Consider the following 12,775-nt stretch of genomic DNA (forward strand, 5'->3'; position numbering starts at 1 on the left):
GAACCTGGTCCACGGCCAGGATTCCGGCGAGGTCGGCGGCGCGGGCCGGGTCGTCGAGGTCCCAGTAGCGCACCCGGAACTCGCGTGATCGGAGCCGGAACTCGTCAGGCGCGAGTGACCAGCTCGCGCAGCAGGGAGCCCATCTGGGTCGCCGCCGCGCGGCCCGCTTCCAGGACTTCCTGGTGGTTCAGCGGTTCGCCCGTCATGCCGGCGGCCAGGTTCGTCACCAGCGACAGGCCGAAGACCTCGACCCCGGCCGCGCGGGCCGCGATCGCCTCCAGGACCGTCGACATGCCGACCAGGTCCGCGCCCAGCGTGCGCAGCATGTGGATCTCCGCCGGTGTCTCGAAGTGCGGTCCGGTCAGGCCCGCGTAGACGCCTTCCTCCAGTGAGGGGTCGATCTCCCGCGCGACCTTCCGCAGCCGCGCCGAGTACAGGTCGGTCAGGTCGACGAAGTTCGCGCCGACGATCGGCGAGCGCGCGGTCAGGTTCAGGTGGTCGGAGATCAGCACCGGCTGACCCACCTTGAACCCCTGGCGCAGCCCGCCCGCCGCGTTCGTCAGCAGCACCGTCCGGACGCCGGCCGCCGCCGCGGTGCGCACGTTGTGCACCACCGGGTCGATGCCCTTGCCCTCGTAGAAGTGCGTCCGCCCGAGCAGCACCAGGACGTTCTTGTCGCCGATCTTCAGCGAGCGGATGGTGCCGCCGTGCCCCACCGCGCCGGGCGTGGTGAAGCCGGGCAGTTCGGCGAACGGGATCTCCGTCTCGCACTCCCCGATGACGTCCGCCGCCGGGCGCCAGCCCGATCCCAGGACCACCGCGATGTCGTGCGCGTCCACGCCGGTGCGGTGGGCGATGGCGCTCGCGGCCTCGTGTTCACTCATGCGAGGGAGCGTATCCGGACGCTCCTCACCACGAGGAACACCACCAGCCCGAACGGCGAGAGGAAGATCGTCAGCACCAGGATCGGGCTCACGATCCACGGCGAAATCTCCCGCTTCCGCGCCTCGAAGTACATCCACCGCGCGATGAACAGGTCGAACGCGATGAGGTGCGCCCAGACCAGCCCGGCGCCCCACGGCGTGGCCAGCAGCGACTGCAGCACGCCGAGGTCGGGCCGGAGCATCGCGCGCCCCCACTCGCCGAAGTGCGGCAACTCGAGCGCGAAGTAGCAGACGAGCGGCAGCAGCGGCACCCACGGCGACGCCATGATCCGCGGCGTCCACCGCCACTTCGGCAGCAGGATCATCACCGCCCAGAACGGCGTGGCCAGCGGGAACGCCAAGCTGAACAGGGTCATCGGACGCGCACCGCGGCCCACGACCCCAGGCCGGCGGCCGCCACGAGCAGCGCGAACGCCCCCAGCGTGGCCACGTCCGGGTGCACGATCGACTGCGCCCGCAGCGCCTGCCAGGTGACCAGCGCCGTCAGCCCGGCGTACCCGGCCGCGCCGATCAGGACGAGCCGCGCGCGGACGGCGTCGTCGCGCAGCCGGGTGAAGCGCGGGGCCAGCGCCGCGAGCGCGAGGGCCAGCAGCGGCAGCACCTGCAGCGCGTGCATCCCGACGAAGTGCGGGATCCGCAGGTCGCCCGCGACCGTGCTCCAGCCGAGGATCGGCAGGCCGGAGCCGCCGTCGGCGAGCCCGACGGTGTGCGCGCCGACCATGTCCGGCGTGCCGCCCGTCTTCCACTGCGCGAGCTGCTGCGCGGTCGGGTTCGTCATCAGGATGCCCAGCGAGATCCCCACCAGCGACAGGACGGCGCCGGCGCGCACGGCCCAGAAGCTCGCGCGGTCCTGGACCTTCGTGAACATCACCAGCACGGTCAGCACGAGCGTCGCGACCCACAGGCCCATGATCATCTTGCCCATGACGCTGTAGATCAGGGCGTCCTGCGGGGTCGCGTTGTTGAAGTGGCTCGCGCGGCCGCGAGCGGCCTGGAACACGAGCAGGACGTACTCGGCGGCGAAGATGAGCACCAAAAAGTTTGTCAGCCAGCCCGCCGTGCGCCGGAACCGCGGCAGCAGCGAGACGAGCCAGCTCCAGGTGGCGAAGTAGAGCGCGCCGGACACCGCGAACTTGAACGGCTTCGCCCAGATCGGCGCGCCGGCGAGAGTCCGCTGGTCGACGAGCAGTGCGGCGACGCACAGCAGTGCCACCACCCCCAGGGTGGCGGCCGCCAGCGCGGACGGGCGGTGCCACTCGCGCGTTCTGCTCCGGACGTCGGCAAGGATGGTCATGGTTCCCTCCCAGAATGGATAGTCAAGCTCTCCGTTATGGGAAGTTAAGCTATCCATACTGAGAAGTCTTCAGGGTTGACCCGGAGTCCGACCCTGGGATCGGAGCGGATGTACATGCGGATGGCCGAACTGAGCGCGGGGTCGGGAGTGCCGGTCGCGACCGTCAAGTACTACCTGCGCGAAGGCCTGCTCCCGCCGGGCGAGCGCACGAGCCCCAACCAGGCCCGGTACTCGGCGGACCACGTCCAGCGGCTCCGGCTGATCAAGGCCCTCACCGAGGTCGGCGGGCTGCCGCTGGCCTCGGTCGGCGCCGTCCTCGCCGCGATCGACGGCGACGCGACCCCGCACGAGACGATGGGCGTGGTCCAGCAGGAGCTGGCCGGCGCGCCGCCCGAGGTGTCCGACGAGGCCGCCGAGTGGGCGTCCGTGCTGCTCCACGACCTGGCGCTGCGCCACGGGTGGAAGTGGCACCCGAAGGAGAACCGGGCGGTCGGCAACCTGATCGCCGCGCTGGCCACGGCGAAGGAGCTCGGACACGAGAAGCTCGCCGAACGCTTGGACGAGTACTTCGCGCTGGCGCTGCGCGTCGCCGAGCTGGACGTCGAGGTCGTGATGGGCCTGACGTCGTTCGACAAGATCATCGAGGCCGGGCTGGTCGCCACGGTGCTGGGCGACCGGATCTTCACCGGCCTGCGCCACCTCGCGCAGGAGCAGGTGTCCCGCGACGTCCTCGGGCGGCCGCCCGGCAGCTAGTCCGAGACCTCGAAGGTGGGCGTGACCCGGTCGAAGACGTCCACCTGGCCGGCGCTCTCCTGTCCGGCCGGCACGGTGACCGACAGGATCCACAGGCTGGAGCCCGCCTGCACCAGCTTCATGAACGTCACGCGGGTGCCCCCGGCGCCTTCGCCCTGCGGCAGAGTGCCGCCTTCGCCCAGGCGGTAGGTCAGCGTCGCGCTCTTGCGGTCCGGTGCCGTCGACACCGGGTAGAGCTCGAACGCGTTTTCGGGGTAGGACTGCCGCAGCCAAACGATGTAGTCGTCGTAGCCGTCGTTCTTGTCGAAGTACTTCGCCAGCCGCTCCAGGCGCAGCGAACGGCGTCCGTCCGGCGAGACGTACTGGACGGCCAGGCTCAACCCGAACCTGGTGTTGTGCGTGGCGGAGAACTTCTGCCAGCCCTCCGGCACGTCGAGGCTGTACTGCCCGCCGTCGCCGTTCACGTAGCTGCCGTTGCCGGACTGATGCACCAGCGTCGGCGGCGGTATCTCGGTGGGCCCGTTCGACGTCGGCGCCGGCTCGGCGGCCGGGGGCAGCAGCGGCTGCCCGCCGACCGTCCGGGCCAGCGCGAACCCGCCGCCCGCGGCCAGCAGGAAGAGCAGGATCGCCACGGCGACGAGCACGGCGCTCGCCCGGGCGGTGCGCCGCCCGGGCAGCCGCGGCGGCGCGACGAACACTGTCGCCGGTTCCGGGGAAGGCGACGGCGACGGCGCCGCTGTGGGAGGCCGCAGGAACGGCAGCGGGCCCGGGTCGGTGGCGAGCTCGCTGCTCGACCCCTCGGACTTCTTCTCCGCCTTCTCGGGCAGGACGGTCTTGATCACCTGGGTGTCGGTCGCGTCCGGCTGCGCGGACGTCTTCTTGCCGTCCGGGGTGCGGAACAGGTCCGGCCCGAACAGGTCGAGTGGCGTCTTCGTCTGCAGCGGGTACAGCCGGTGCCGGACCTCGCGCAGCGTGATCCGGTCGCCGGGCTCCTTCTTCATCAGCGCGGAGATGACGTTGGCGAGCGGCCCGGCCTTCGGCTTGGGCACCTTGCCGTTGACGACCTTGCCGACGGTCTCCAAGGGGTCGCCGTCGGCGTCGTACGGCGGCGCGCCCTCGACCGCGGCGAACAGCGTCGCGCCGAGGCCCCACAGGTCGGCGGCGGGGATGACCGCGCCGCCGGAGGCGACCTCCGGCGCGATGTAGGCGGGGGAGCCGAGCATGATCCCGGTGCGGGTCATGGTGGCTTCGGAGACGTTGCGCGCGATGCCGAAGTCGGTCAGCTTGATCCGGCCGTCGCTGGCGACCAGGACGTTGCCCGGCTTGACGTCGCGGTGGGTGATCCCGGCGGCGTGCGCGGCCTCCAGCGCGGACGCGACGGCGATGCCGACCGCGGCGGCCTGTTCGACGGTCAGCGGCCCGTGGTCGCGCAGGATGTGCGCGAGGCTGCGCGACGGCAGCAGCTCCATCACCACGAACGGCTGGTCGTTCTCGCGGGCGACGTCGTGCAGGATGATCACGTTCGGGTGAGACAGGACGGCGATGGCGCGGGCCTCGCGCAGCGTGCGTTCCCGCAGCTCGTCGGCCTGCGAAGAGGGGATGCCCGGCGGCACCTTCATCTCCTTGACGGCCACCTGGCGGTGCAGGAACTCGTCGTACGCCGACCAGACGGTGCCCATCGACCCCGAGCCCAGCACCGAGCGCAGCCGGTAGCGACCGGCGACCAGTCGTGTCTCTTCGCTGGAGGGGGGCACGGGCCAATTGTGTCGTACCCGATTCCGGCCCCTATCCACCCCCAGGGGCGACCAGACTCACAGGTCGGCCGCGGCCCGTGCCTCTACCATCACTGGGTATGACTGAAGTGGCCGGTCCGGAGTCAGCGCCGATCTCCGAACTCGACCTCGCGGCCGAGTTCCCCCAGGCGACGCGCGAGCAGTGGCAGGAGCTCGTGGCCGGGGTCCTGCGCAAGAGCGGCAGATTGCCGGGGGACTTCACGGGCGCCCCGGAGAGCAAGCTCGTCACGCGGACGTACGACGGGATCGAGATCCAGCCGCTGTACACAGCCGAGGACGTGCCGGGCGAAACCGGCTTCCCGGGACTGCCGCCGTTCGTGCGCGGTTCCCGTGCGGAAGGCCAGGTCAGCACGGGCTGGGACGTCCGGGCCCGCTTCACCGGCGACGACGCGCGCGAGGTCAACCGCGCGATCCTCGCCGACCTCGAAGGCGGCGTGACGTCGATCTGGCTGTCCGTCCCGCCCGGGTCGCTCGCCGACGCGCTCAACGAGGTCTACCTCGACTTGGCGCCGGTGGTCCTGGACGCGGGTGCCTCGTACGAAGCCGCCGCCGACGCGCTGTTCGAGCTGTTCGCCGAGCGGGAGATCCCGGCGAGCGAAGCCACCGCCGTGCTGGGCGCCGACCCGATCGGGCTCGCGGCGCGCAGCGGCTCGGCCGTCGCGCTCGAACCGGCCGCCGCGCTCGCCGCGCGTGTCGCCGCGAAGTACCCGAAGGTGCGGACGGTCGTCGCCGACGGCCTGCCGTTCCACGAAGCCGGCGGTTCGGACGCGCAGGAGCTGGGCGCGCTCGTCGCCGCGGGCGTCACCTACCTGCGTTCTTTGACGGACGCGGGCCTCGACGCCGAGACCGCGGCCGGGCAGCTCGAGTTCCGCGTCGCCGCGACCGCCGACCAGTTCTCCACCATCGCGAAGCTGCGCGCGGCGCGTCGCCTGTGGGCCCGCGTCGCCGAGGTGTGCGGCCTCTCCTCGCCGATGCGCCAGCACGCCGTGACGTCGCCGTCGATGCTGACCCGGCGCGACCCTTGGGTGAACATGCTGCGCACGACGGTCGCCTGCTTCGGCGCGGGTGTCGGCGGCGCGGACGCGGTCACCGTGCTGCCGTTCGACGCCGCGATCGGCCGTCCCGACGCGTTCTCCGCGCGGATCGCCCGCAACACCCACGCCGTGCTGCTGGAGGAGTCCAAGCTGGCCGGTGTGGTCGACCCGGCGGGCGGCTCCTGGTACGTCGAGAAGCTCACCGACGACCTCGCGCACGCGGCCTGGGCGGAGTTCACCGCCATCGAGGGCGCGGGCGGCCTGGTGGCCGAGCTTGCTTCCGGCGCGCTGGCCGGCCGGCTGTCCGAGACGTGGGAGAAGCGCTCGAAGCGGATCGCCACCCGGCGCGACCCGCTCACCGGCGTCAGCGAGTTCCCGAACCTGGCCGAGAAGCCGGTGGTCAGGCAGCCGGTGGAATCCACTGTGGAAGGTGGGCTGCCGAGGCATCGGTACGCCGAAGGCTTCGAAGCACTTCGCGATGCTTCGGACGCGTACCTCGCTTCGCACGGTTCGCGGCCCAAGATCTTCCTCGCGACGCTCGGCGCGGTCGCCGCCCACACCGCGCGGGCCGGCTTCGCCGCCAACCTCTTCCAGGCGGGCGGAATCGAAGCCGTCAACCCGGGCGCGACGGACGACCTGCCCGGCGCGTTCACGGCGTCCGGCGCTCGCATCGCCTGCATTTGTGGCACCGATGACGCCTACGCGGCTTCCGCGGCCGAGGTCGCCGCGTCGCTCGGTGCCGACTACGTACTACTGGCGGGCAAGGGCTCTTTCGACGGCGTGGACGGCAACGTCTTCGCCGGCTGCGACGCCCTCGACGTCCTGAACGACCTGCACGCCAAGCTGGGAGTTGCGCGATGACCATCCCGAACTTCGCCGGCCTCGACCTCGGCACGCCTTCGCCGGGTGACCGCGACGCCTGGGCGCGTGCGGTGGAGAACGCGACCGGCAAGGGCCCGGACGCCCTGGCCTGGGAGACGCCCGAGGGCATCGGCGTCAAGCCGGTCTACACCGCCGCCGATCTGTCCGATGTGGACTTCCTGAGCACGTACCCGGGCGTCGCGCCTTTCCTGCGCGGGCCGTACCCGACGATGTACGTCAACCAGCCGTGGACCATCCGCCAGTACGCCGGGTTCTCCACCGCCGAGGAGTCCAACGCCTTCTACCGGCGCAACCTCGCGGCCGGCCAGAAGGGCCTTTCGGTCGCCTTCGACCTGGCCACCCACCGCGGCTACGACTCCGACCACCCGCGCGTGTCCGGCGACGTCGGCATGGCGGGCGTCGCGATCGACTCCATCTACGACATGCGGCAGCTCTTCGACGGCATCCCGCTCGACAAGATGTCGGTGTCGATGACGATGAACGGCGCGGTGCTGCCGGTGCTGGCGCTCTACGTCGTCGCGGCCGAGGAGCAGGGGGTGAAGCCGGAGCAGCTCGCGGGGACCATCCAGAACGACATCCTCAAGGAGTTCATGGTCCGCAACACCTACATCTACCCGCCGCAGCCGTCGATGCGGATCATCTCCGACATCTTCTCCTACACCTCGCAGCACATGCCGAAGTACAACTCGATCTCCATCTCCGGCTACCACATGCAGGAAGCCGGGGCGACCGCCGACCTCGAGCTGGCGTACACGCTCGCCGACGGCGTCGAGTACCTCCGCTCGGGCGTCGACGCCGGGCTGGGCGTCGACAAGTTCGCACCGCGGCTGTCGTTCTTCTGGGCGATCGGCATGAACTTCTTCATGGAGGTCGCGAAGCTGCGGGCGGCGCGTCTCCTGTGGGCGAAGCTCGTGAAGGGCTTCAATCCTGCTTCGCCGAAGTCGCTGTCACTGCGGACGCACTCCCAGACGTCGGGCTGGTCGCTGACCGCGCAGGACGTCTACAACAACGTCGTCCGCACGTGCGTCGAGGCGATGGCCGCGACCCAGGGGCACACGCAGTCGCTGCACACGAACGCCCTCGACGAAGCCCTCGCGCTGCCGACGGACTTCTCCGCGCGGATCGCCCGCAACACGCAGCTGCTGCTGCAGCAGGAGTCCGGCACCACGCGCGTCATCGACCCGTGGGGCGGCAGTGCGTTCGTCGAGAAGCTGACCTACGACCTCGCGCGCAAGGCGTGGGGCCACATCAGCGAGGTCGAGCAGGCCGGCGGCATGGCCAAGGCGATCGACGCGGGCATCCCGAAGCTGCGCATCGAAGAGGCCGCCGCGCGGACCCAGGCACGCATCGACTCGGGCCGGCAGCCCGTGATCGGCGTCAACAAGTACCAGGTCACGAGCGACGAAGACATCGAAGTGCTCAAAGTGGACAATGCGGGCGTCCGTACGCAGCAGCTGGAGAAGTTGCGGCGGCTGCGCGACGAGCGTGATCCCGCTGCGACGGAAGACGCGTTGCGGCGGCTCACCGAGGGCGCCGGCAACGGCGGCAACCTCCTGGAGCTGGCCATCGGCGCGGCCCGCGCGAAGGCCACCGTCGGCGAGATCTCCGACGCCCTCGAGAAGCTCTGGGGGCGCCACTCCGGGCAGATCCGGACGATTTCGGGCGTCTACCGCGAAGAGGTGGGTAAGTCGCAGAACGTCGAACAGGCCCGTGAGCTGGTCGAGAAGTTCGCCGAGGAGGAGGGCCGCCGTCCCCGCATCCTGGTTGCGAAGATGGGCCAGGACGGCCACGACCGCGGTCAGAAGGTGATCGCCACCGGCTTCGCCGACATCGGCTTCGACGTCGACGTCGGCCCGCTGTTCTCCACCCCGGCCGAGGTCGCGCGGCAGGCGATCGAGGCGGACGTGCACGTCGTCGGGGTGTCCTCACTGGCCGCCGGGCACCTCTCGCTGGTGCCCGCGCTGCGCCACGAGCTCGCCGAGCTGGGCCGCGAGGACATCATGGTCGTGGTCGGCGGCGTCATTCCGCCGCAGGACTACCCGGCGCTGCGCGAGGCCGGCGCGGCCGCGATCTTCGGGCCCGGCACGGTGCTCGCGGACGCGGCCATCGACCTGCTCGGCCAGCTGACGGCGCAGGAGTCCTGACCCTTGCCGCGCAAGATCGACGTCACCGCCTACGCCAAGGGCGTGCTGGCGGGGGACCGCGGGACGCTGTCGAAGGCGATCACACTGGTCGAGTCGCAGCGGGAGGACCACCGGGCGCAGGCGCAGGAGCTGCTGATCGAGCTGCTGCCGTCGTCCGGTGGCGCGCGGCGGATCGGTATTACGGGCGTTCCTGGTGTCGGCAAGTCGACATTCATCGACCAGCTGGGCACCGACCTGACCGCGGCCGGGCACCGCGTCGCCGTGCTGGCAGTCGACCCGTCGTCGACGCGCACCGGCGGGTCGATCCTCGGCGACAAGACCCGGATGGCGCGCCTGGCGGTCGACGAGCGGGCGTTCATCCGGCCGTCGCCGACGTCCGGGACGCTCGGCGGTGTCGCGCGGGCGACGCGCGAGACGATCGTGCTGATGGAAGCGGCCGGCTACGACACCGTGCTGGTCGAGACTGTCGGGGTAGGACAGTCCGAAGTGACCGTCGCGAATATGGTCGACTGCTTCCTGTTCTTGACGCTCGCGCGCACGGGTGACCAGCTCCAGGGCATCAAGAAGGGCGTACTGGAGCTCGCCGACGTCATCGCCGTCAACAAGGCCGACGGCGACCACGAACGCGACGCTCGTCGCGCGGCCCGGGAGCTGTCCGGCGCGCTGCGGATGATCTACGGGCCGGAAGCGTCGTGGACGCCACCCGTGCTGACCTGCAGCGGCCTGCACAACCTGCGGCTGGACGAGGTCTGGGGCGCGATCGAGCAGCACCGCGAGACGCTCACGGCGTCCGGCGAGCTCGACGCCCGGCGCCGCCGGCAGCAGGTCGACTGGACGTGGGCGATGGTTCGCGAACAACTGCTGAGTCGCCTGGCGGCGCATCCGGACGTGCGAACGGTCGTTCCCGACGTCGAACGGGCGGTGCGGGACGGTGAGCTGACGGCTACCCTCGGTGCTCAGCGGATCCTCGACGCGTTCGGTCCACCGCGTGGGGGCTGACGCGCCGGGCGTTCCGCGGGAGAATGCCTGGTCGTGGCGAAGGGATGACATGGCGAAACTGCGGGGTCTGGTCCTGGCCGGGGTGCTGGGCGTGGTGCTGGTCACCGCGCAGCCGGCGTCCGCCGAACCGGTGCGTCTGCACAACCCGGCCACGGTGACGGTCGCGCACGCCTCCGTCGCGCTGGTCCCGGTGCAGACGCAGACGCAGCCGCCGGGCCCGGTTCTCGACCCGGCCCAGACGGACAAGGCCAACACCGAAAAGACCAAGAACAAGCTGATCGCGGGCGTCGTCGCGGTGGCGCTGCTCGGCATCGTGATCTGGGGCAGGCGGATCCGTTCGAAGAAAGCCAAGAGCTCCTGACGCGTTCGGCTATGCCGAAGTACTGCACGCCGTTCAACGCAGATCCGGTACCGGCCATCTAGGACGGCCGTTTTCGAGGCGCGCGTTGCCGCCTGCATGGTGCACGATCGTCTGCAAATGCGTACGACAGATCGATCGGCACGTTGCGTGACCCCAGCCGCTGCCCGGGTTACCCGTGTTGCGGGAGGAGGTGCGGCGTGACGGTGCTCGACTCACGACCGGACGTTCCAGGCGACCCCCACGGGCGCATCATCAACCCCATGGAGGGGTCCGAAGCGCTGATTTCCGAAGCCGGCGTAAGCATGGCTCCTGTGGAGGACCTTGGTGCGGGCCGTGGCCCGTTCTGGCTCGACGATTGGCTGCGCGCCAACGCGACCGACGTGCTCGCCTGGCGCCGGCACATCCACGCGCACCCGGAGCTGTCGCGGCACGAGTTCGCGACCACGGAGCTGGTCGTCACGTTGCTGCGCTCCGTCGGGCTCAAGCCGTGGGTGCTGCCCGGCGGCACCGGTGTCGTCTGCGACATCGGCAGCGGCGAGCGGTGCGTGGCGCTGCGCGCGGACATGGACGCCCTGCCGCTCACCGAGTCGACCGGGCTGCCCTTCGCGTCGACCGTCGAGGGCGCGGCCCACATGTGCGGCCACGACGCCCACACGGCGATCCTGCTGGGCGCGGCCCGCGCCCTGGCCGGCGCTCCGGAGCTGCCAGGCCGCGTCCGGCTGATCTTCCAGCCCGCCGAGGAGGTCATGCCCGGCGGTGCGCTGGACATGATCGCGGCGGGCGCGCTGGACGGCGTCGAGCGGATCTACGGCCTGCACGTGGACCCGCGGCTCGAGGTCGGCCAGGTCGGCATGCGCGTCGGCGCCCTGACGTCGGCGGCGGACCTGATCGAGCTGCGGCTGACGTCGCCGGGCGGTCACACGTCCCGGCCGCACCTGACGGCCGACCTGGTCCACGCGCTGGGCTCGGTGATCACGGGTCTTCCCGCGCTGCTCTCGCGACGGGTCGACCCGCGGTCGGGAACGGTGCTGGTCTGGGGCGCGGTCCACGCGGGCCAGGCGGCCAACGCGGTCCCGCAGGACGGCGTCCTGCGGGGCACGCTGCGCACGGCCGACCACGAGGTCTGGACCTCGCTGGAGCCGCTGGTGGCGTCGTCGGTGGAGTCGCTGCTGGCGCCTCTCGGCGTCGGCTTCTCCCTGGACTACCGCCGGGGCGTCCCGCCGGTGGTCTCGGACGCGGAGTCGACGGCCCTGATGCGCGCGGGTACCGAGGCGGCCCTCGGCGAGGGCGCGGTGGCCTCGACAGAGCAGTCCTCGGGTGGCGAGGACTTCGGCTGGTACCTGGAGCACGTCCAGGGAGCTTTCGCCCGTTTGGGCGTTTGGTCCGGTTCCCCGGAACCCCAGTCCGACATCCACCGCCCCACGTTCATCCTGGACGAACGAGCCCTGCTCTGCGGAGTCCGAACCCTGGTCCACACAGCCCTGACCACCCTCGCCTGACGAGTTCCGGCTCCAATCACGCGAGTTCCGTCCTCAATCACGCGAGTTCGGAGTTGTGCACACAAGTTGTCCACAGGCTGACCGAGTTATCCACAGTTCGAGAATGAGGCCCTTCCCTTGATCGGCGAAGGGCCTCATTCTCGTTGATGTGATCACTTGGGGAGGACGACACGGAGCCGTCTCACGCCGCGAGGCCGACAAGGTCTTGGGGCGGCGAGCGGTACTCGAACGGCTGGCGACCGGCGTGCTCGCGCAGCCGTGGCGCGGCGTGGTCATCCACGCGGCCGACGCGCTCAATCTCGCGACACGGGCACAGGCCGCCTTGATCGCGGTGGGTCCGCCCGCCGCACTGTCCGGCGCCACTTCCCTTGCTCTGCATGGGATTTCGGCCATCAACGACACCGTCGTGCACGTCACGGTGCCCTACGCCCGGCGGGTGGAATCGAGGCTCGGGTTGGTCATCCACCGAGCCGAATTCACGGAGTTCGACGTGGTCGAACTCGACGGGCTCAAGGTGTTCTCACTCGACCTCGCCCTCGCCGATTTCCTCTGCGACGGCGACAAGCGGATGGCGTTCGCCGCGCTCGAACAGGCCATGCGCGGGCTCTCGACCGACCACTGTCAGAGGCTTCGCGACAACGTCCGCGACCGGGTTTTGGACCGCCGGAGCAAGCGAGGTATCCACAGGGCGCAGATGCTCTTGGCGCTTGCCACGGGCAAGGCCGAATCGCCGCCGGAGAGCATCCTCCGGCTCGTCGTGGTCGAGGCCGGGTTCCCCGTGCCGGAGGCGCAGTTCGAGATCACCGACATCAACGGTCGCAAGTTGTACGTGCTCGACATCGCCTGGCCGGAGCCGCGCATCGCGCTGGAGTACGACGGCTTCGCGGCTCATGAGGAGCGGCAGGAGCGAGACGCCGAACGCGACCAGCGGTTGGCCGGCCGAGGATGGGTCACGATCCGGGCGACCGCGGCCGATCTCCGGGATCCGAGTCGGGTGATCGCCGAACTGGAGACTTGCTTCGCCCGGCGAGCGGCGTAACTCGCGTGATCGAGCCCGTCACCCGCGTGACTG

General features: G+C 70.7%; 11 protein-coding genes. 7 read left to right on the forward strand and 4 right to left on the reverse strand.

What is annotated here, in order from left to right; all coding sequences use genetic code 11:
• Window positions 1-104 precede the first annotated feature (104 nt).
• From AB0M59_RS50465 to AB0M59_RS50475, 3 genes are read right to left on the reverse strand one after another with little or no spacing between them, the layout of a single operon-like run.
• The gene (locus tag AB0M59_RS50465; protein ID WP_364630566.1) at window positions 105-884 is read right to left on the reverse strand and encodes a purine-nucleoside phosphorylase; all 780 of its coding nucleotides are present in this window, start codon (window positions 882-884) and stop codon (window positions 105-107) included.
• Complete coding sequence (locus tag AB0M59_RS50470; protein WP_364630568.1) at window positions 881-1,300, reverse strand: ABA4-like family protein; 420 nt, start codon at window positions 1,298-1,300, stop codon at window positions 881-883. The genes AB0M59_RS50465 and AB0M59_RS50470 overlap by 4 nt, the downstream gene beginning before the upstream one ends.
• Window positions 1,297-2,238 carry a hypothetical protein gene (locus AB0M59_RS50475; RefSeq protein WP_364630571.1) on the reverse strand — a complete coding sequence of 314 codons (942 nt, stop codon included), beginning with the start codon at window positions 2,236-2,238 and terminating at the stop codon, window positions 1,297-1,299. The genes AB0M59_RS50470 and AB0M59_RS50475 overlap by 4 nt, the downstream gene beginning before the upstream one ends.
• A 120-nt stretch (window positions 2,239-2,358) precedes the next feature.
• Here AB0M59_RS50475 and AB0M59_RS50480 point away from each other — a divergent pair, with 120 nt between their 5' ends.
• The gene (locus AB0M59_RS50480; protein ID WP_364630573.1) at window positions 2,359-2,991 is read left to right on the forward strand and encodes a MerR family transcriptional regulator; all 633 of its coding nucleotides are present in this window, start codon (window positions 2,359-2,361) and stop codon (window positions 2,989-2,991) included.
• Here the strand turns inward: AB0M59_RS50480 and AB0M59_RS50485 are convergent.
• A complete protein-coding gene (locus AB0M59_RS50485) occupies window positions 2,988-4,745 on the reverse strand; it encodes a serine/threonine-protein kinase (RefSeq protein WP_364630576.1) in 1,758 nt (585 codons plus the stop codon). The two genes, AB0M59_RS50480 and AB0M59_RS50485, sit on opposite strands and share 4 nt — an antisense overlap.
• Before the next feature lie 98 nt (window positions 4,746-4,843).
• On the opposite strand from AB0M59_RS50485, the gene AB0M59_RS50490 reads away from it, so the two are divergent.
• From AB0M59_RS50490 to AB0M59_RS50515, 6 genes are all read left to right on the forward strand, one after another.
• Window positions 4,844-6,679 (forward strand): methylmalonyl-CoA mutase family protein, encoded by a 1,836-nt coding sequence (locus AB0M59_RS50490; protein ID WP_364630579.1) that lies wholly within the window; start codon window positions 4,844-4,846, stop codon window positions 6,677-6,679.
• Window positions 6,676-8,844 (forward strand): methylmalonyl-CoA mutase, encoded by a 2,169-nt coding sequence (gene scpA / locus AB0M59_RS50495; protein ID WP_364630582.1) that lies wholly within the window; start codon window positions 6,676-6,678, stop codon window positions 8,842-8,844. Before AB0M59_RS50490 ends, scpA begins: the two co-directional genes overlap by 4 nt.
• Before the next feature lie 3 nt (window positions 8,845-8,847).
• On the forward strand, window positions 8,848-9,843 hold the full coding sequence (gene meaB, locus AB0M59_RS50500; protein ID WP_364630585.1) for a methylmalonyl Co-A mutase-associated GTPase MeaB: 996 nt from the start codon (window positions 8,848-8,850) through the stop codon (window positions 9,841-9,843).
• A gap of 49 nt (window positions 9,844-9,892) precedes the next feature.
• Entirely contained in the window at window positions 9,893-10,204 is a 312-nt protein-coding gene (locus AB0M59_RS50505) for a hypothetical protein (protein WP_364630586.1), read from the forward strand.
• 197 nt (window positions 10,205-10,401) lie between these two features.
• Window positions 10,402-11,703: an amidohydrolase gene (locus tag AB0M59_RS50510; RefSeq protein ID WP_364630589.1), complete on the forward strand. Its 1,302-nt coding sequence runs from the start codon at window positions 10,402-10,404 to the stop codon at window positions 11,701-11,703.
• A 205-nt stretch (window positions 11,704-11,908) separates the two neighbouring features.
• Window positions 11,909-12,742 carry a DUF559 domain-containing protein gene (locus tag AB0M59_RS50515; protein WP_364630664.1) on the forward strand — a complete coding sequence of 278 codons (834 nt, stop codon included), beginning with the start codon at window positions 11,909-11,911 and terminating at the stop codon, window positions 12,740-12,742.
• Window positions 12,743-12,775 lie beyond the last annotated feature (33 nt).

This window comes from Amycolatopsis sp. NPDC051371 (assembly GCF_040682155.1).
In the GTDB taxonomy this organism is placed as follows: Bacteria; Actinomycetota; Actinomycetes; order Mycobacteriales; family Pseudonocardiaceae; genus Amycolatopsis.

Bases quoted from the DNA above. Each gene is read 5' to 3' on its own strand.
- AB0M59_RS50470 (WP_364630568.1), bottom strand. From the start codon at position 1,300: ATGACCCTGTTCAGCTTGGCGTTCCCGCTGGCCACGCCGTTCTGGGCG.
- AB0M59_RS50490 (WP_364630579.1), top strand. From the start codon at position 4,844: ATGACTGAAGTGGCCGGTCCGGAGTCAGCGCCGATCTCCGAACTCGAC.
- AB0M59_RS50465 (WP_364630566.1), bottom strand. From the start codon at position 884: ATGAGTGAACACGAGGCCGCGAGCGCCATCGCCCACCGCACCGGCGTG.
- scpA (WP_364630582.1), top strand. From the start codon at position 6,676: ATGACCATCCCGAACTTCGCCGGCCTCGACCTCGGCACGCCTTCGCCG.
- AB0M59_RS50480 (WP_364630573.1), top strand. From the start codon at position 2,359: ATGGCCGAACTGAGCGCGGGGTCGGGAGTGCCGGTCGCGACCGTCAAG.
- AB0M59_RS50475 (WP_364630571.1), bottom strand. From the start codon at position 2,238: ATGACCATCCTTGCCGACGTCCGGAGCAGAACGCGCGAGTGGCACCGC.
- AB0M59_RS50505 (WP_364630586.1), top strand. From the start codon at position 9,893: ATGGCGAAACTGCGGGGTCTGGTCCTGGCCGGGGTGCTGGGCGTGGTG.